15 protein-coding genes are annotated in these 19,581 nt (G+C 36.7%); all 15 read right to left on the bottom strand.

What is annotated here, in order from left to right; all coding sequences use genetic code 11:
* Positions 1 to 273 precede the first annotated feature (273 nt).
* The 15 genes from mtaB to ABH968_RS02005 all read right to left on the bottom strand — a co-directional run bounded on the left by mtaB (position 274) and on the right by ABH968_RS02005 (position 19,140).
* A complete protein-coding gene (mtaB, locus tag ABH968_RS02075) occupies positions 274 to 1,626 on the bottom strand; it encodes a tRNA (N(6)-L-threonylcarbamoyladenosine(37)-C(2))-methylthiotransferase MtaB (RefSeq protein WP_370042096.1) in 1,353 nt (450 codons plus the stop codon).
* 474 nt (positions 1,627 to 2,100) lie between these two features.
* Positions 2,101 to 2,886: a CsxC family protein gene (locus tag ABH968_RS02070; RefSeq protein ID WP_370042094.1), complete on the bottom strand. Its 786-nt coding sequence runs from the start codon at positions 2,884 to 2,886 to the stop codon at positions 2,101 to 2,103.
* 136 nt (positions 2,887 to 3,022) lie between these two features.
* Positions 3,023 to 4,636: a BC_2427 family protein gene (locus ABH968_RS02065; protein ID WP_370042092.1), complete on the bottom strand. Its 1,614-nt coding sequence runs from the start codon at positions 4,634 to 4,636 to the stop codon at positions 3,023 to 3,025.
* A gap of 533 nt (positions 4,637 to 5,169) precedes the next feature.
* The gene (locus ABH968_RS02060; protein ID WP_370042090.1) at positions 5,170 to 5,985 is read right to left on the bottom strand and encodes a CsxC family protein; all 816 of its coding nucleotides are present in this window, start codon (positions 5,983 to 5,985) and stop codon (positions 5,170 to 5,172) included.
* Positions 5,986 to 6,296: 311 nt separating this feature from the next.
* On the bottom strand, positions 6,297 to 6,509 hold the full coding sequence (locus ABH968_RS02055) for a hypothetical protein (RefSeq protein WP_370042088.1): 213 nt from the start codon (positions 6,507 to 6,509) through the stop codon (positions 6,297 to 6,299).
* A gap of 539 nt (positions 6,510 to 7,048) precedes the next feature.
* Entirely contained in the window at positions 7,049 to 7,786 is a 738-nt protein-coding gene (locus tag ABH968_RS02050; RefSeq protein ID WP_370042086.1) for a 16S rRNA (uracil(1498)-N(3))-methyltransferase, read from the bottom strand.
* An 83-nt stretch (positions 7,787 to 7,869) separates the two neighbouring features.
* Positions 7,870 to 8,811, bottom strand: a complete 942-nt coding sequence (gene prmA, locus ABH968_RS02045; RefSeq protein ID WP_370042084.1) for a 50S ribosomal protein L11 methyltransferase — start codon at positions 8,809 to 8,811, stop codon at positions 7,870 to 7,872.
* Positions 8,812 to 8,832: 21 nt separating this feature from the next.
* Entirely contained in the window at positions 8,833 to 9,951 is a 1,119-nt protein-coding gene (gene dnaJ, locus ABH968_RS02040; protein ID WP_370042082.1) for a molecular chaperone DnaJ, read from the bottom strand.
* A gap of 235 nt (positions 9,952 to 10,186) precedes the next feature.
* Positions 10,187 to 12,016 carry a molecular chaperone DnaK gene (dnaK, locus tag ABH968_RS02035; protein WP_370042081.1) on the bottom strand — a complete coding sequence of 610 codons (1,830 nt, stop codon included), beginning with the start codon at positions 12,014 to 12,016 and terminating at the stop codon, positions 10,187 to 10,189.
* Between the two features lie 75 nt (positions 12,017 to 12,091).
* A complete protein-coding gene (gene grpE, locus ABH968_RS02030; protein ID WP_370042079.1) occupies positions 12,092 to 12,655 on the bottom strand; it encodes a nucleotide exchange factor GrpE in 564 nt (187 codons plus the stop codon).
* Between the two features lie 17 nt (positions 12,656 to 12,672).
* On the bottom strand, positions 12,673 to 13,701 hold the full coding sequence (gene hrcA, locus ABH968_RS02025; RefSeq protein WP_370042077.1) for a heat-inducible transcriptional repressor HrcA: 1,029 nt from the start codon (positions 13,699 to 13,701) through the stop codon (positions 12,673 to 12,675).
* A gap of 89 nt (positions 13,702 to 13,790) precedes the next feature.
* A complete protein-coding gene (gene hemW, locus ABH968_RS02020) occupies positions 13,791 to 14,936 on the bottom strand; it encodes a radical SAM family heme chaperone HemW (protein ID WP_370042076.1) in 1,146 nt (381 codons plus the stop codon).
* Between the two features lie 260 nt (positions 14,937 to 15,196).
* Positions 15,197 to 16,357 carry a chromate efflux transporter gene (chrA, locus tag ABH968_RS02015; RefSeq protein ID WP_370042074.1) on the bottom strand — a complete coding sequence of 387 codons (1,161 nt, stop codon included), beginning with the start codon at positions 16,355 to 16,357 and terminating at the stop codon, positions 15,197 to 15,199.
* A 103-nt stretch (positions 16,358 to 16,460) separates the two neighbouring features.
* Positions 16,461 to 17,306: a DUF5643 domain-containing protein gene (locus ABH968_RS02010; protein WP_370042072.1), complete on the bottom strand. Its 846-nt coding sequence runs from the start codon at positions 17,304 to 17,306 to the stop codon at positions 16,461 to 16,463.
* Between the two features lie 643 nt (positions 17,307 to 17,949).
* Positions 17,950 to 19,140, bottom strand: coding sequence for a DHH family phosphoesterase (locus ABH968_RS02005; RefSeq protein ID WP_370042070.1), 1,191 nt, complete (start codon positions 19,138 to 19,140; stop codon positions 17,950 to 17,952).
* Between the last annotated feature and the right edge of the window lie 441 nt (positions 19,141 to 19,581).

Genomic DNA, 19,581 nt, shown 5'->3' with positions numbered 1-19,581 from the left:
GCCGTCTAATTTCTTTCTAAAGGTAGATGAATTCTAAAACCATTTGCTGATTGTAGAAAACCAGTTGGAAGTACAAGTTTTATCATTAAAATTGATCTATGTTTCTCAATGGGAACTTCATGTTTTTTATCTGCACCTAATTTTCTTTTGGCAGTTCATATAGGTGTGGACCGAAAAAAAAACAACTGTACTCGTAGGAAAAATACATAATATAAAATATAGTAAAACACCGTCCAAAGTTTGAACGGTGTTTCTATTCATAGTTACCCAATTTTATTTTTTTACAGTTTCTAATACACGAACAAATTGTCCTTTAGAATGAGGATATCCAGCTTGGGTAATTTTCACCTTTACAAGTTGACCGATTAGGCTTTCAGGACCTTCAAAGACTACTTTTAAGTAATTATCTGTATAACCGGTTAAAAGCCCATCCTCTGAGCCTCCATCATGCACGAATTCTTCAGGAATTACCTCTAGTACTTGATCTTCAAAGCGAGAAGCATACTCCTTCGCTAATTGGTCATTTAAAGCGATTAATCGATGGACACGTTCGTTTTTAATGTCCTCGGCAATTTGATCCTCCATGCGCGCAGCTGGTGTGCCTGTACGTGGAGAGAACGGAAATACGTGTAATTCAGAAAACTTATGATCACGAATAAAGTTATATGTTTCCATGAACTCTTCCTCGGTTTCTCCTGGGAAACCAACGATTACGTCAGAAGTGACAGCCAAGTCTGGTAAAGCTTCATGTAGTTTAGTTAAGCGTTCACTGAAGAACTCCATTGTATACTTACGACGCATACGTTTTAAAACTGTGTCAGAGCCAGATTGGATTGGAATGTGTAAGTGGTTGACAACGATATTTGATTCACGTAAAACTTCAATCACTTCATCTGTTAATTGACTTGCCTCAATTGAAGAAATACGAAGACGTTTTAAGCCTTTCACATTCGCCTCTAAATCACGTAGTAATTGCGCTAAGTTGTAATCTTTTAAGTCTTGTCCATAGCCACCTGTATGAATACCAGTTAGAACAATTTCAAGATACCCCGCATCCACTAGTTGTTGTGCTTGGCTCAATACTTCTTGAGGATCACGAGAGCGCATTAACCCACGTGCCCATGGAATAATACAAAACGTACAGAAGTTATTACAGCCTTCTTGTATTTTTAACGATGCGCGTGTACGGTCTGTAAATGCAGGCACATCTAATTCTTCATAAACACGATTTTTCATAATGTTGCGTACAGCATTAATTGGTTGGCGTTCAGTAAGATATTGGTCTATGTAGCCAAGTAATTTTGTACGATCTTGCGTTCCTACTACAATGTCAACACCAGGAATCGCCATAATTTCTGCTGGAGATGTTTGAGCGTAACATCCTGTAACACAAATGACAGCGTCTGGATTTTGACGAATAGCTCGACGGATAACTTGACGTGATTTTTTATCCCCTGTATTCGTTACAGTACATGTATTAATGACATATACGTCTGCTTTACGATCAAACTCTGTACGTTCATAGCCTTCTTCTTTAAATAGCTGCCAAATTGCTTCTGTTTCATAATGATTTACTTTACAACCTAGAGTATGGAAACTCACGATTTTTGGTCGCTCGTTACTCATAATATATATCATCCTTTCAAGAGTACACTACAATAAATAAAATTATTAACGTGTCTTATAATAGCACAAATAAAGATAATGAGCCTAGCTTTTTGGCTAAGCTTATTTTTTGAATAAAAAAACAGGCACCATAGTATTGAGTACCTGCTTGTTAATAGGCTGTTCCACTAAAACCAAAAACAGCTATTTTATCCTTCTTGCTCCATTTATTTTAATTAAGACACCTGCTATTCCCCACATCATTTTACAACCCTCTAGCTCCTCCCAATACACTTTTGTAAGAAATCAATTCCTTTGGTTATAAAATTGTAAAAAGGCAGTTGAAAATTAGATTCAACCTAACTTTCAACTGCCTACTCAAATATTGGATTTTTATCAGTGCTCATTAAATATTACAAAGTTGTTGTTTTTCCAAATACATTTTTTACAGAGAACTACCTTTACTTGTTCTGTTCCTCTAAAAACTAGAGTTTATCAAGGATTCATAGGAGGAGTAAGTCCGAAAAGATTAGGAGTTATTACATTAGTGCCAGCTCCAAGGCGGACTTGTTGAACTTGCAGTACTTTTACAGTAAGCTCCAGCACAATTTTTTCACGCAATGTGCTGAAAGTACCTTCTGGTGCTGCCATAATTGGTGAGAAATCAAGTTCAAAGAAGTTTGCAGCTACTAACTCGCCAAATGGTTGTTCATTGTATTTAACCAAATTTTGAAAGAAAGCCTTATCCAATCGAGCATCCATTTGCGTTTTTTCATTAAGGAAGTTCGCTTCAGCAAACTCTGAAATTCCTAAGATCGGAGTAGGGCCTCCAGGTGTTTGTGGGAAAGTAAGGTCTGTAAAACCAGAAAACTGAACATCGGCAATTCTATCACGAAGTGCCCCATTACATGCTGATGAAGCATATTCTATATTTTTGCGAATATGTCCCGCTACAAATAATTTAGCTCTTGTTACTCTAAAAAAGTCAGTGTTGTCAATACGTGCAAAAGCAACCGGTACTAATTTAACTTGATTTAAGAATACATTTTTTTTCACTCTTTTGATTTCAGTTGCTGCAGGAGTGAGCGTAATATCCGACTCCACAACGATTTGAAGTGTTGGTTCTGCAAGTACAACTGGAACTTTAATAGTTGGAGCCGTAACCGGTGTAGCGACTAGTGGAGTAATTTCACTAGTTAATGGTATTTGTTCAGTTGATGCCACTGGACAAGGTTCGACTTTACTAACGTGATTAACTTGACTATCTAATTGATCACTCAAAATGTTCCCTCTTTTCATTTTTTTTATGAGGTTACTCATATCGCTAGAATATGTAGGGATTTAATCCATACATGGACATATACACTAGTTTTTTTAAAAAGAGTTTTTTGAGCAGAGATATAAGTTCAAGTATCCTTTAGATCTTTGGCACTCGAATTTTCTGTGCTTGTAGCAAATGAATGATTATTTCTAATACTAAGTTTTGACACATTTGATTTGAATGAATTAATGACTCATTTTGTGCAGGTACTGCATTCCTTGTGTGAGATGAAGTATACTCTATATTCTGTTGAATGTAACCTTCAATAAATAAACTCCCCTTTAATGCTGAACATGTCCCATTACCTAATGATTGGGAAAACTGATTAGGAACGAAGCTACAATTGGTTAATACTACCTCATTGGAGATATCTTTAACTCCCACAATTCCTTTTTCAAATACGATATTCTCTTCAAGGCATATTTCTATTTTATATTCCCCTACTACAACTGGAGCTCTAATGTGCATAAAGTCATCGGAACTGTAAGAGTGATAATTGGTTTCTCCTTTTTTAATTGATTGTGTGTTATGTAAGGGAACTACAACTGATTTAGACGGATTACTCTTCTGATTATTTTTATCATAAGTATCAGTTTTCATTAAAAATATAATTTCATTCATTTTTGAATGAACCAACCGACAATCAGGCTGTTCAGGATAATCCGTTGTAGTACTAAATAGTTTGGTTTCAAATTGCGGAGTAAGATGATTGTCTGGATCAAGAAAATTAAATGTATTTTTAACAACCTCACCACAGATAGGAGCATGAAGAAAATCATCAATTTCCACGTGAGTAGAAATTGGAATTTTTTGGGTTCTAGAATATATTTCTCCTTGAACTGATTCAGTAGATGCACTATCATGACCTGCAGGATTGTTTTTCTCCATCTCTTCTGTATCAATAGTACTCCTAATTTTATCCTCCCTGTCGGATTCAGAAGGACTTAAAAATTCACGATTAGAGTCTAGCTGAGATGTAAAATCTTGTTCTTCCACAGGATTGGTTTTGTCTGCCTCTTCTATATCAAGCGGATCATTTATTTCATCCTCAACATCAATTTCAGAAGGAATAAATAACTCACAATTGGAATCTAGACGCGCTACAAATTCCCGTTCCTCTACAGGATTGGTTTTATCCGACTCTTCTATATCAAGAGGAATATTCATTTCATCCTCAGCATCAATTTCAGAAGGAGTGAGTAACTCATGATCAGAATCTAAATGCTCTGCAAGTTCCCGTTCCTCTACAGGATTGGTTTTATCCGACTCTTCTATATCAAGAAGATCATTCATTTCATCCTCAACATCAATTTCAGAAGGCATGAGTAATTCATGATTGGAATCTAAATGTTCTGTAAGTTCCTGTTCCGCTATAGGATTGATTTCCTCCGCTTCTTCTATATCAAGGAGAACATTTATTTCATCCTCAACATCAATTTCAGGAAGAATGAGTAACTCGTGATTAGAATCTAGAAGCGCTGCAAGTTTCTGTTCCTCTGCAAAGCCGTTGGTCTCATCTTCTTTTTCTATATCAAGGGGATTATTTACAAAATCAGAATATGGGGAATCTAAAATTTCAAATGTAGAATTTAGTTGAGATGCATGATCTATTTTTTTTCTGGGTTTAGTTTGATAATTAAAATTGATGAAAACTTTTTTCTTGGAACTTATTTCCTTCATCTCTCTATAGTTAATCCATGGAGTTTTCATTAGTTCACTCCCAAATAATGTTTTAACAAAAAAAGTGCAACAGTTAATCCGCGAAACTCCTACGCATTTTTCCAGCCAAGACGTCTTTTTGGGCGATTTATTTTTTTATGATAAGATTTTATGAGTTCTTCTTTCTTTCAGAGGGTGTTTGGGCACCTTCTGAATGAAGTTAAACGACATCATTATGAGCTACTATTATTTTGATCTAAGTGTTGCACTTATAATTACAATCCATTTTATGCTTTACTTTTACTTTTGTCACCGAGTACTTCAAAAATCTCAGTAGCAATTGAGAACTAATGCGTTTGAGAGACGATTGCTTAATAAAATCTAAAGTTTTATCTTTACATTATTTTTTCAACTCGATTATTTTGATAGTAGTTATTAGTACATTAAACGATCGATATTATATAGCAAAAAGGCAGTTGAAAAATCAATTTAATCAAACTTTCAACTGCCAACTAAAATATTGGATTTTTTCAGTACCCTCGAATATCCTTTTACATCTAATTTGCTCCTCTAAAAATTAGAGATTAACAAGAATTAGAAGGATTAGTAGGATGAATAACAGGAGGGTCTACAGCAGGAGGAGTAAGCCCTGTAAGAACAGGAGTTATTACAGTACTACCAGCTCCAAGGCGAATTTGTTGAACTTGCAGTACTTTTACAGTAAGCTCTAGCACGATTTTTTCACGTAATGTGTCGAAAGTGCCTTCTGGTGCTGCCATAACCGGTGAAAAATCAAGTTCAAAGAAGTTTGCAGCTACTAACTCGCCAAATGGTTGTTCATTGTATTTAACTAGATTTTGGAAGAAAGCTTTATCCAATCGAGCATCCATTTGCGTAGTTTCATTAAGGAAGTTCGCTTCGGCAAACTCGGAAATTCCTAAAATCGGAGAAGGGCCTCCAACTGTTTGTGGGAAAGTAAGGTCTGTAAAACCAGAAAAGTCAACATCAGCAATTCTATCTTGGAGTGCCCCGTTACATGCTGCTGAAGCATATTCTATATTTTTGCGAATATGTCCCGCTACAAATAATTTAGCTCTTGTTACTCTAAAAAAGTCAGTGCCGGCAATACGTGCAAAAGCAACCGGTACTAGTTTCACTTGATTCAGGAATACATTTTTTTTCACTCTTTTGATTTCAGTTGCTGCAGGACTAAGCGGAATATCCGCCTCTACAACTATTTGTAGTGTTGGTTCTGCAAGTACAACTGGAACTTTAATAGTTGGAGTCGTAACCGGTGTAACGACTACTTGAGTAATTTCACTAGTTAATGGGATTTGTTCAGTTGATGTTACTGGACAAGGTTCGACTTGATTAACTTGATTATCTAATTGATCACTCAAAAAATTCCCTCTTTTCATTTTTTTAGTATTAGAGAGCGCTCTCTATATTGCTAGAATATGTAGTGATTAAATCTATGTATGGACGTGTATACTAGTTTTTTACTCATTTTAAAAAAGGATTTTTGAGCTGAGGAAACGAATGAACACAAATACCAGGTATTCACCGTTTTGAGCACCTGGTCTAATTGTTAATATCACTAGAAAATAATTTTTCACTTGTGTTTTAAAGCTTTCCAATACCTGGTCCTTGCCTGAACGCTTAGACAGTTAGATAACTGAATTACTCGCTTATTTTTTCCCATTTTACGCTTTTATTTATTTTCTCGTAAGTGTAAAATACCGAATCCAAACCCAATACATAAAGCTAATATTGAAATTGTAATTGGTATTTTACCTATTTCAAGTAAACGAATATTAAATAATTCTGGCAATGAAATGGTATATAAACCTGTAGCAATTAAAGTAGCAGAATAGATCATAGCAGCAATTATAAAAAAAGTTAATGAGATAATTAATTTATTCACTTGCTTTCACCCTCCGAAGTTGAGATCCCCTATAAAAAGAGGTTGCTATGTAAAACATGGAATATAATAACATATTCTCGCCATCATTTAAAACCTTCTTTTAGCGGTAGAATGACAATAATCTTAAGTGATTTAGTTATGTAGATACCACACGAACGCTAATTTTATTGGTGCTGCCTTATTTGAAATGGAAAGTTCACATCGTTTTGATGCGATTTTCCCCACTCTTATTGTGCAACCTTATGTGGAGTCCTGTTTGAAAAAAACTAACAATAAATAAAATGACCCCTTAAATTTCCCTCATACAGTTTAATGAAGATTTGAATCTATTCTACATTCGAATTACAATGTAATAAAGCCGATTCAAAGTTTTTTGAATCGGCTCTTATTGTTAGGATTACTAATATAAGCAGTCATTAAGGTGGCTTTCTACCCCTTTAAACCCTGCCACGACTGCATTTATACGCAATCAAAATGCAATTTACTCATGCACAGCCAGATGTGTAATAAGCCTCTTTTGACAAGTTTAAACGCCTATCTCATTCAAATTCATAAGATATTGCAGACAGTGCATAGAGTGGCGCTGTTTCTGCTCGTAAAATTCGTGGTCCTAAAGACATCGTTTGGGCGCCGGCTTGAAGCAGGGCATCGGCTTCTTTTCTAGCAATGCCGCCTTCTGGACCAAAGATCAAAAGAATTGATTTCAACTTCTTGTCATTCACGTTTTTTAGCTTCTCCGCAAATCTTGTGCGTTTTTCTGCTTTTGCATCCTCTTCATCTGCTATAAAAACGGCGTCGAAATTGCCAACTTGTTCTAATAGCTGTTTAAAAGAGATTGGTTCATAGATTTCCGGGATATGTGTACGATGGGATTGCTCAGCTGCTTCTTTTGCAATTTTTTGTAGACGCTCTTGCTTTTTGGCACCTTTCTTTTTATCCCATTTAACGATGGAACGCTCTGCTTCAAAAGGCAATAAGGCAAACATTCCAAGCTCTGTTGCCTTTTGTGTAATAAGTTCTAGTTTATCGCCCTTCGGCAAACCACATGCCACTGTGACATGAACAGGTAACTCCGGAGAAAGAACAATGTCACCTGTAGTTTGAATGTGTACCTCATCTGCTTCAAATGCTACAATTTCACAAATATGGGCAGTATTTTGTGCAACTACAACGATTTTGTCGCCCTCTTTCATACGCATTACTCGTTCAATGTGTCGCGCATCCTCTCCCCTAATACTTGCTTCCTCAATGGTCGTCTCAATAAAATAACGTTGCATGTTACCATACTCCTTTATAGCAAGAAGAGAAAAACGCCAAATCACCAGCACTCGGCTCACGATTTGGCGCATCCTCAATCAATTTATTGTGGTCGACGGGCAATGATCGCTACCCAATCTTCCATTAGTAATACTTCTTCGATGACAAACCCTGAAGCTTCCAACGCCACTTTTACATCATCACGTTTCGCGCCAATGATGCCTGAAGTGACATATAATCCACCCGGTTTAACAACTGAAAATGCATCGTCAGTAAAGGACATAATAATTTCTGCTAAAATATTAGCCACAACGACATCAGCTGGTTCCTTAACTGTATCCAATAGATTTCCATGGAATACAGATACTTTATCGTCTACTTTGTTTAACGCAGCATTTTCTTGTGCTGAACGCACAGCTACTTCGTCTAAATCAAGCGCATGGACGCTCTTAGCTCCTAGTAAGGCTGCACCAATTGATAGAACGCCTGAACCCGTTCCGATATCGATAACCGTATTTCCCTCTTTTACAACCTTCTCAAGCCCTTGTAAACACATAACAGTTGTAGGGTGTGTTCCTGTACCAAAAGCCATGCCAGGATCTAATTCAATAATTAATTCATCTGTTGATACTGGTACATATTCTTCCCATGTTGGTACAATTGTAAAGCGTTCAGAAATTTTTACAGGATGATAGTATTGCTTCCATGCTGTTGCCCAGTCTTCCTCATTCACTTCCACAATCGATACAACATTTTCACCAATATCGATGTTGAAGTTCGTTAGATTTGTTATAGCCGCCTTAATTTCTTCGACTGTTTCATTTAAAAAACTAGACTCCGATAAGTAAGCCTTAACAATAACACCATCTTTCGGAAAATCCGCTTCATTTAGTGCATAAATTTCACCATACTGATCCTCACGTGGCTTCGCAAATTCTGCAGAATCTTCAATAACCACACCACTTGCCCCTGCTTCATGCAAAATATTCGAAATTGCTTCTACCGCTTCATTTTTTGTATGAATGGATAATTCTGACCACTTCACGTAGCTCTTCAGCTCCTCTAGTTATTCACCTTGGAATTTTTTCTTAATTTTATCGAATAGCGAGCTTCCTTGCTCTTCAGGAATATCACCACTGATTTCCGCAAATTCACGTAGTAATTGTTTTTGTTTTTCTGTTAATTTTTCTGGCGTTACAACTTTTACTGTTACATATTGATTCCCTGTGCCATAGCCATGTACATTTTTGACACCTTTGTCTTTTAGACGGAATTGCGCACCTGACTGTGTGCCCGCTGGAATACGTAGTTTTACTTTTCCATGAACAGTCGGAACTTCAATTTCATCACCAAGAGCTGCTTGTGGGAATGTCAGTTTTAGTTCGTAATAAATATCATCGCCATCACGTTCAAACTCATTATGTCCTTGAACGCGGAACATAATATATAAATCCCCCGCTGGTCCTCCATTTATACCTGGCTCACCTTGACCAGACACACGAATTTGCTGACCATCATCAACACCTGCTGGAATGTTTACTTTGATTTTCTTACGTTTTTGAACTTTTCCTTCGCCACGACAAGTTGAACATTTTTCTTTAATGATTTTACCTGTACCATGACATGTAGAACAAGTACGACGATTCATCACACGGCCGAAAGGTGTATCTACAGCTTGATTTACTTGACCTGCACCTTGACATGTTGCACATATTTCGGGGTTGGTACCTGATTTTGCACCTGAACCGTGGCAAGTATCACATAATTCATCTTTTGGAATTTCGATTTCTGTTTCTTTCCCGAAAATCGCTTCCTCAAATGAAATATTCATACGATATTGAAGGTCATCACCTTTGTGTGGTGCATTCGGATCCTGACGGCGACCGCCACCACCAAAGAATGAGCTGAAAATATCCTCGAAGCCGCCAAAGCCGCCGCCGCCGAAGCCACCACCAAAGCCTGCATTTGGATCCTCGTGGCCAAATTGATCATAGCGTGCTTTTTTCTGATCGTCACTTAATACTTCATAAGCTTCAGCGATTTCTTTGAATTTTTCATCTGCACCTGGCTCTTTATTAAGGTCAGGATGGTATTGCTTTGATAATTTACGGTATGCTTTTTTAATTTCATCCTTAGAAGCCGATTTCGTTAAACCAAGCACCTCGTAATAATCGCGTTTCTCCATGATTCACACTCCGCTCTTTTTGCATAAAATCTATTGTATCATGCAGTTAAAAAAACTGCCTCTATTTTATTATTAATTATTCATTAAAAATGTTGTACCACATGCTTTTTTGCTTTTCTCGCACATAACCTATGCAGTAGACGATTTAATGTGCGTAGGATATAGCTAAAAATAAAGAGAAAAGCCAAAGCCGCAAGCGGTCTTTGGCTTCTTCACTTAACTGTGTTACTTGCTATTATTTATCTTCTTTTACTTCTTCAAAGTCAGCGTCTACGATGTCGTCTTTTTTACCATCGCCAGCTTCTGCACCTGCTTCGCCACCTTGAGCAGCTGCTGCAGCTTGTTCATATACTTTCATTACTAATGGCTGTAATACGCCTTCTAGTTTTTCTTTAGCAGATTTAATGCCTTCTAATTCGCCAGCTTCAAGCGCTTTTTTCAGTTCATCACGAGCATCTTCAACAGATTTTTTCTCGTCTTCTGTAATTTGTTCGCCTAAGTCAGCAATTGTTTTGTCAACTTGGAACACTAATTGGTCAGCTTCGTTGCGAAGATCTGCTTCTTCTTTACGTTTAGTATCTGCATCAGCATTTGCCTCAGCATCTTTTACCATACGTTCGATTTCTTCCTCTGATAAACCAGAATCAGATTGGATAACAATTGTTTGTTCTTTGTTTGTACCAAGGTCTTTCGCTTTAACAGATACGATACCATTTTTATCAATATCGAATGTTACTTCGATTTGTGGTACACCACGTGGTGCTGGTGGAATATCCGATAGTTGGAAGCGACCTAATGTTTTGTTGTCTGCTGCCATTGAGCGTTCACCTTGTAGTACGTGAATATCTACTGCTGGTTGGTTGTCAGCTGCAGTTGAGAATACTTGTGATTTAGATGTTGGGATCGTAGTGTTACGGTCAATTAATTTTGTGAATACGCCACCCATAGTTTCGATACCTAATGAAAGTGGAGTTACGTCAAGTAGCACTACGTCTTTTACATCACCAGTTAATACGCCACCTTGAACAGCAGCACCCATTGCTACAACTTCGTCAGGGTTTACACCACGGTGTGGCTCTTTAGCAGTTTCTTTACGTACAGCTTCTTGTACAGCTGGAATACGAGTAGAACCACCAACTAAGATTACTTGGTCAATTTCAGATGTAGAAAGACCTGCATCAGATAATGCTTGACGTACTGGACCTACTGTACGGTTTACTAATGGTAATGTAATTTCGTCAAATTTTGCACGAGTTAAAGAAATTTCTAAGTGCAATGGACCCGCTTCACCAGCAGTGATGAATGGTAAAGAAATTTGAGTAGATGTTACACCTGATAAGTCTTTTTTCGCTTTTTCAGCTGCATCTTTTAGACGTTGCATAGCCATTTTATCTTTAGAAAGGTCAATGCCGTTTTCTTTTTTAAATTCTGCTACAAGATACTCGATGATAGCGTCGTCGAAATCGTCCCCACCTAGTTTGTTATCACCAGCTGTTGCTAATACTTCAAATACACCGTCACCTAATTCAAGAATAGATACGTCAAATGTACCGCCACCAAGGTCAAATACTAATACTTTTTGATCTGTATCTTGTTTGTCTAAACCATAAGCAAGTGCAGCAGCCGTTGGTTCGTTGATAATACGCTCTACTTCTAAACCTGCGATTTTACCAGCATCTTTAGTAGCTTGACGTTGAGCGTCGTTGAAGTAAGCAGGTACAGTAATAACTGCTTTTGTTACTTTTTCACCTAAGTAGTCTTCAGCATAGCCTTTTAAGTATTGAAGAATCATTGCAGAAACTTCTTGTGGCGTATATTCTTTATCTTCCACTTTAACTTTTTCAGATGTACCCATTTTAGATTTAATAGAAATAATTGTGTTAGGGTTTGTTACTGATTGACGTTTAGCTACTTCACCAACTTGACGTTCGCCATTTTTAAACGCAACAACAGATGGTGTTGTACGGTTTCCTTCTGGATTTGGAATTACTTTTGGTTCTCCGCCTTCAAGTATAGAAACACAAGAGTTTGTTGTTCCTAAGTCAATACCGATAATTTTGCTCATAAAAATTTCCTCCTAATATTTAAACGCAAATGATGCGTTTTCTAAATAAATGTAATTAACTAAATAGTACTAAGTCTATTCGTTCACAGATACCATTGTTGGGCGTAATACGCGATCCTTTAACATATAGCCTTTTTGAAGCTCGCGTAAGACAACACCCGTCTCTTTTTCACTATCTTGCTCCTGCATAACAGCTTGGTGAACATTCGGATCAAATTGCTCACCTTCAGCTTTAATAATCTGTAAGCCTTCCTTCTCAGTAGCTTCTATCAGAGAACGGTACACCATTTCAATACCTTTTACGATGGAAGCAGTTTCTTCTGAAGTCGCTTCAACTTGTAAGGCACGCTCAAAATTATCGATTACTGGCAGTAAATCTGACAGTAAGCTCTGAGCGCGATACTTTTCAGCAGCCTCACGATCAAGTTGATTGCGGCGGCGGATATTATCGAAGTCAGCACGTAAGCGTAAATGACGATTTTCCTCGTCGTCTAGCTTTGCTTGTAACTCAGCTAACTTTGCTTCATACTGTTCTTCGATTGTTAATTCTGCTTCTTGTCCTTCTTTAACTTCTGCTTCTACTGCATTTTCAGCTTGTACATCCTGTACAAGGTCTTTGTTTTCAGTTGTTTCCGTCACTTGAATCCTCCTCATTATCAATCACTACGATTCTTCGTAAAGGCTTGTGTTAAATCCATGCGCATTACGTCTAGTAAAGCAACAACACGCTTATAATCCATACGTGTTGGACCAATAATTGCTATTGCTCCTTGCTGATCTTCACCAATAGAATAAGTGGTCGTAATGACACTACAGTTTTCCATTTCTAGTTGTTTATTTTCCGAGCCAATACGAATATGAATGCCCGATTCATTGGGTTGGAAGAGCGACTGCACTTGGCTAGTCGTTTCCATTAAGTCCAAAATCATACGGACTTTATTTAAATCGTGGAATTCCGGTTGGTTGAACATATTTGTTTTACCACCATAGAAAATTTTACTTTCCGAATTATGCATCGTCGCTGTAACGAGAGCGTGAATATAATCATCCGCTGATCGAACATGCTGCTGTAATACTGTGAGCACTTCAGCTTCGAGTTTTTTATGAATATCCTCTAATGACACACCAACTAGACGTTCATTCAAGATATTAACCATTTTCTCTAAATCAGAAGCGGTAAAATTAGGAGGTAAACTAAACATGCGATTTTCAACATGTCCGTTATTCGTTACGATAATCGCTACTGCTGTATCGCTAGAAAGTGGCACAATTGAAAATCGTTTAACACGATGTCTTTGAACGTCTGGTCCTAAAAGAATCGATGTATACGATGTCAGCTCTGATAAAATATTGGCTGACTTTCGGATAATATGCTCTACTTCTACTAAACGATCATTGAAAATTGATTGGATTTGCTGAATATCCCTTGAATTAATGCCTTGTGGGTTCAACAAATGGTCTACATAAAATCTATAACCCTTTTCCGAAGGCACTCGACCAGAGGAAGTGTGCGTTTTTTCTAAGAAACCTAATTCCTCTAAATCCGCCATTTCATTTCGAATTGTGGCTGGACTAAATGTAATCTCTTGCTTTTTTGAGATTTGGCGAGAACCTACCGGCTGTGCAAACATAATAAAGTCGTCTACAATAGCTTGCAATATTTGTAATTGCCGATTTGTTAGCATGATCATCACCTCTGTTAGCACTCAACTAAGAGGAGTGCTAATACTATTATTAAGTTATCAAATCCTACATTTTATGTCAACGATATCGCTCAATCTTCTAGTAAAAATTGTTGAAATACTTCATTCCCTACAAAACGACCTTTTCGCGTAAGACGAATTCCTATAGTATCCTGTTCCAATAGACCTTCTGAAACTAACTTTTCAACGACATGTGAGTAATGCCTATGCATCGATTCATTAAATTTTTCTTCATATATAGTGTGTGTAATTCCTTCTATTTTACGCAAACCTAAAAACATTTGCTCTTCTCGTTTCTCATTCTCTGTTACAACATGTTCATATACAATTGGTAGTTCCCCTGCATTTACTGTATCCATATACTTTTTCAATGGTCCATGATTTGAATAACGCACACCAGCTAAATACCCATGAGCACCAGCACCAAAGCCTGCATATTCATCGTTTTCCCAATATATTTTATTATGTCTAGAACTGAAACCTGATTGTGCAAAGTTGCTTATTTCGTATTGTTGATGTGCATGTGCCTCCATCTGGTTCATTAACACATCGTACATATCCGCTTCAAGATCTTCAGTTGGTAGATGGAGCTTACCTTTTGTATATTGATTATAAAAAATCGTTTTTGGCTCCACTATTAGTGAATAAGCAGAATAATGAGGTAAATTAAGCGCGAACGCTTTTTCTAAGGTATCCTTCCATTGTGCCATCGTCTGACCCGGCAAACCGTACATTAAATCCAGACTAATATTTCTGAAACCTACATTTTTCGCCAAGGCAATTGTTTCATAGACGTGATTGTTGCTATGTGTACGGCCAATTTTCTTTAACAACTCTTGATCAAAGGATTGTACACCCATACTTAATCGATTTACACCACCATCAAATAATGCTTGCAATTTTGCTTCTGATAGCTCGTCCGGATTGGCCTCTGATGTAAATTCTGTCACACTGTCCATTGGAATATACGTGCGAATAAGCTTAAGAAGTCTCTCTATTTGTTGAGGCGATAAGGCTGTTGGTGTACCGCCGCCTAGAAATATCGTTTCGATTTGTTTAAAACTCTCAGGATACTTTTTTGTTGCAAGCTCCATCTCCTTGCCAAGCATTTCTATATATTCATCTACTGGTTGATTTTTAAAATAAAATTTATTGAAATCGCAATAGTTACAAATTTGATGACAAAAAGGAATATGAATGTAAACACCCCGTGCCATAGCTATCCCTTCTTTCTCGTTAGTCTTTTTCCATTTCCTCATTATAAACAATCGCGGCATGGAACGCCATGAATCGAGCTAGTAAAAAGAACTATATCAAGACTGAATGGTATATATATTAATAGAGGGAACCTGTTGGACATGTTTTTTTATAAAGAGGATTGTTGCAAAAAGCAGTACTCACTTTATCTACATAGCTAATTTATTGCACAAAAAAATCAAAACCACAGCAATAATGGTTTTGATTTTTTTATGTGTCCTTAATAACATACAATTCCTACGCAAATGCCAATTAGTACGAGCAAATAAGGTTGAACTTTCCAACGTATCAAGCACCATAAAAAAACGGCCGCAATTACTATGTCTAGACCATTTTGTATTGTCTGTGTAACAATCGGATGAATAAAAGCTGCAGCTAATATTCCAACAACCGCTGCATTGGCACCAGCCATCGCCCCTCTTAATCCTGCGTAACGGTTAAGAGCTAACCAAAAAGGCATTGCCCCTACTATTAGCAAAAATGCCGGTAAAAAAATGGCGATCGTAGCTATAATGGCCCCAGGTACTCCAGCAATGACCATACCTATGTAGGAAGCAAATGTAAATAATGGGCCAGGGACTGCCTGCGTCATTCCATATCCCGCTAAAAAATCTGAAGAACTCATTAATCCACTTTGGACAAACTGTGCCTCTAGTAAAGGCAATACGACATGACCTCCACCAAACACTAATGCACCTGATAGATAAAATTTTTCAATGATCGTAAACCATTCATATTGAATAAGTGGACTAACAATGGGTAATCCAACGAGAAGTATAACAAACAGCGCTAAAAAACATACACCTGTCGTTTTTGAAATAGGTACAACTGTTTCTTTTGGGTCATCTTTTTGATTAGTCTTCTTAAAAAAATAATAGCCTATAAATGAAGCAACGATAATAATAGTTACTTGAGCAAATGGATGGGCCCATAAAAGCACTACTACAAGTGCCAACAACGCGATTATAAAATGGCGAATACTAGGGATTAATTTTTTTGACATATCAAAAATAGCTTGCGCAACAATCGCAACAGCCACCAATTTTAAGCCATGAATCCAACCCATACTCATCCCTGTATGTGCAGAAAAATACGCAAATGCCATAAGCAGCAAAACTGACGGTAATGTAAAACCAAGAAATGACACAATACTCCCCAACAAACCGCCTCTTAATAAGCCAATACCCATCCCTACCTGGCTCGATGCTGGCCCGGGTAAAAATTGACTGAGTGCAACAAGCTGACTGTAGTCATTATCAGATACCCATTTTCGCTTTTGAACATATTCATTTTGAAAATACCCTAAATGTGCCGTTGGACCCCCAAAAGATGTACAACCTAATTTAAGTGAAACTAAAAAAATCTCCCATAACCTTCGCAATATCTTCAACTACTTTCCATTCCATATATATTCATATTACATGGTGGAACCATCCTTTTGGTTTAAGATATTGTAAAATTTTTACTATAAAAATCAGGTTTCTTTATTTATCTCCAATTTTAATAGCAGAACCAAGTTCACTTCCATTAGCAGCAACCGGAATTAGCTCATAACTCTTTCCCGTTAAATATAATGCATCGAGACGGACACCCCATTTCGTATAATCTTCATTTAAAGGATAAGCGGAGTTAAAGTGCCAATTTTCCCCTGATGCTGATTGAATTTTAAAATGTATCGCTTCATTTAATAAACTTTTCTCTGAATAAAAGTAAATCGTTGTTGATATTGGAGTAGAAACAACCTTTTCTATTGTTATTTCCTGATCATCTAACAGCTGTATTTTTTTCTCAACAGGGAAAACCTTTCTATCATCTTGTAATTGCTTTTGTGAAGCTTCCACTTGAAATTCCCACGGCTCGTCAATCTTTTTTTCCCCGTTCCAGTCGTTATAACGAATATCTAAATTTAATATTTTATCCTCTGGTAGTTCACTTAATTTCACACTACTATAGATTGTATAGGTTTTATCGGATTGTTGGATTGTCTGTCCTCCATTTCTAACTGTGAACTCATTTCCATTCACAAAAACCTGTGGAAAGAAAAAAATTTGATGGTCGAAATTTATTCCCTTTACTGGCTTAAAAGTAGCATTCAATAATATTTGGTTATCGTCAATTATTATTTCATTTAACGTTAAACGTCCGAGACTATTTTCAGTAGTTTTATCGACAACTGTTTTGTAGGTTTCAAAATTCAGATCCTTCTTAAACAAAAAATAATAAACAATTACACAAGTAACTACCAATAAAAGCAATACTACAATAAACCATATTTTCCTCCCTCGATTTTCTTTAGGCTGACTCTCAACAAGAAGCATATCATTGGACATATGTACACCTCATTTTAAGAAAGTTTATCTGCATCAATTTCGCCTTGCATCTCACCACCTTCAGAGGTGGAAGTCTTCTGTAACTGTCGCTTCGCTTCCGCTACAAAAACATTTTGCTGAATGAAGATAAATGCTTTTTATTTATTGTAGTTTTCAGTTGAGCATTATATAACCTCTAACGATGTCTTGGTTTGGCTGATTTCAATATGTATCTAAAGGAATAATTTATATTCCTTTAATGTTGTTGCAAAACTTGAAGAACAAAATGATCAAGATAATATTTGTGATTGTTGCAGCGCATTAAATTAGTGATTTCTCATGCCTGAAGATATATGCTATGTGAAGTGGTTGATTGGAGTGGAGACTGGGTGACTCCTTGGGGATCAGCGATAGAGGAACGAAGGCTAAGAGCATCACATCCTGTGATAATGCCTTCGTGACCAACATCCTGCTGCTGCCGCTACGTTAGCACTACGCTTTCGCGCAAAAAACATCTGTTGGCCCGAGACCCTGCAGCGAAGCGAAGCGGCTCATCGGACGCCCCCAGGAAGCTTTGCTCTGTGCGAAAGCGTAGCGACAGCAACAACAAAGCACCCAGTCGGAACGGAAATCAACCCCTCTTTTTGCCGAAGAGCTATACCCCTTACTCTTGATGACGAGCCTTTTTGGCCTCTTCCATTAAATAATCTACAAACAACTCATCTTTCACTAACCATGATTGATAATTTCTTTTTAAAAACCATTCCGCTTCATAAAAACTTGTAAAAATTTGATCTAACGGAAGTTTATTCTTTTCGATTATCCAATCAAAATCACTTATTGAATATAGGAGGAAAAATTCTTCCTTAAGGTTTTTATACATTGTCCCAAAAGAAGAAAACCTTAAATTATAGCGATTTCGTTTTGCGTCCTCTGGTATTGGAGCTATATGAAATGTTTGGGTCACATACTGCTCATAAGCTTCATCTGTTAAAGAGCAACCAGCTGCTTTTTGATGCCCTCCCCCTCCGAATTCTGCTGCAATAGCCGAAACATCTATGTGATCGTGAATCGTACGAAAGGAAATTCTTTTACCACCCATATTTAATATAGCTATAAAATCTAGGTGTACATTTTCTTTCCCCAATTCATTACCAAGCTCTGAATGATAAGATTCTGCATACACTATACCTGTAAAGTATTCTCCTATCGACGTTTGTACTAGCTCCCTTTTTTTTCGGCGAATGTAACGTTCTATTTTCTCTTCTTCCATAGCCAAAATTTTCTTTTCAAATTCATCAAAATCAAAGTGTTCGCTTGTCTTTAAACGTTCAAGCATTTTTTCTTCAAATTCATCGATTGATACTAAAAAAAAGAGAGTATTTAGCCGACGTGCTTGTTGATTATCATTCTTTTCCCATTCCCATGTATCATACTGTCTCACTAATTCTACAAATTCTGTGACGGAAGTTGTTTGTTCTAAAAATCCATGTGAAACAAGGTACTGATAAAATAAGGACGTCGCCGACGTTAAATATCCATCTTCATCCTCTATTAACACTTTACCCCATTCATAATCATTCAAATGATAAGCTGTTTTATGATGATCAAGAAGTTGAACATTGCCAGTTGCGGTATAATAATCATTTAATCTCTTTTCATTTTCCTCGTTTGGCGATAAGTCTGTAATAAATAAAAATGTACCTTGTTCGTTAGTGTCTAAAAAATACTCAATTTCGCGATCCAGCGATGAAATCGAATTGTACCTTACCTTCACTTGATCTTGAAAGGCAAGTTTGGCTAAAATTCCGCAACCAATTCCATCTAAATCATTATGCGATAACAATTTATACATTTTTTCACCTCCCAATTAGTATGGTTTATCATTGAAAAAATTATCGGTATTTGTTAGGAGTGTTTATGCTGAAAAAGAAAATTCCTTTGCAGATTCTTTTTTGACTAAACGTAGATCAATATTTATATATCTCCCCATTAATAGTCACAAAGTATTAAAAGATTCACACTTTTTAATTAAATCGAAATTATTATTTGCATAGTATTTCCATAAAAAGTTTCGCCTCCTCATAGCACTTCCCCGTCACTAACTTTGCATTAATTCATAAAAAAAGAGTCTCGAAAACCCTTTAAAATCAACATTTACAAAAATAATCTACTACAATATTTTTTCTAATTATTTTGCCCTGAAATGAGTTGGACTATTTAGAAATGTCAAAATTAATTTTCTGGTAAAATATAAATTCATTTTCTGTTATAATATGTTATTATTATTTTAGTA

This window comes from Lysinibacillus sp. RC79 (assembly GCF_041262405.1).
Taxonomy (GTDB): domain Bacteria; phylum Bacillota; class Bacilli; order Bacillales_A; family Planococcaceae; genus Lysinibacillus.
The sequence above is the reverse complement of the archived record's forward strand: the minus strand, read 5'-3'. Positions and strand labels throughout refer to the sequence as shown.

What these genes read in the sequence shown, in the direction of transcription:
- dnaK (WP_370042081.1), bottom strand. Translation starts at nt 12,016, where the DNA reads ATGAGCAAAATTATCGGTATTGACTTAGGAACAACAAACTCTTGTGTT.
- ABH968_RS02050 (WP_370042086.1), bottom strand. Translation starts at nt 7,786, where the DNA reads ATGCAACGTTATTTTATTGAGACGACCATTGAGGAAGCAAGTATTAGG.
- ABH968_RS02010 (WP_370042072.1), bottom strand. Translation starts at nt 17,306, where the DNA reads ATGTCCAATGATATGCTTCTTGTTGAGAGTCAGCCTAAAGAAAATCGA.
- hemW (WP_370042076.1), bottom strand. Translation starts at nt 14,936, where the DNA reads ATGGCACGGGGTGTTTACATTCATATTCCTTTTTGTCATCAAATTTGT.
- ABH968_RS02005 (WP_370042070.1), bottom strand. Translation starts at nt 19,140, where the DNA reads ATGTATAAATTGTTATCGCATAATGATTTAGATGGAATTGGTTGCGGA.
- dnaJ (WP_370042082.1), bottom strand. Translation starts at nt 9,951, where the DNA reads ATGGAGAAACGCGATTATTACGAGGTGCTTGGTTTAACGAAATCGGCT.
- ABH968_RS02065 (WP_370042092.1), bottom strand. Translation starts at nt 4,636, where the DNA reads ATGAAAACTCCATGGATTAACTATAGAGAGATGAAGGAAATAAGTTCC.
- mtaB (WP_370042096.1), bottom strand. Translation starts at nt 1,626, where the DNA reads ATGAGTAACGAGCGACCAAAAATCGTGAGTTTCCATACTCTAGGTTGT.
- hrcA (WP_370042077.1), bottom strand. Translation starts at nt 13,701, where the DNA reads ATGCTAACAAATCGGCAATTACAAATATTGCAAGCTATTGTAGACGAC.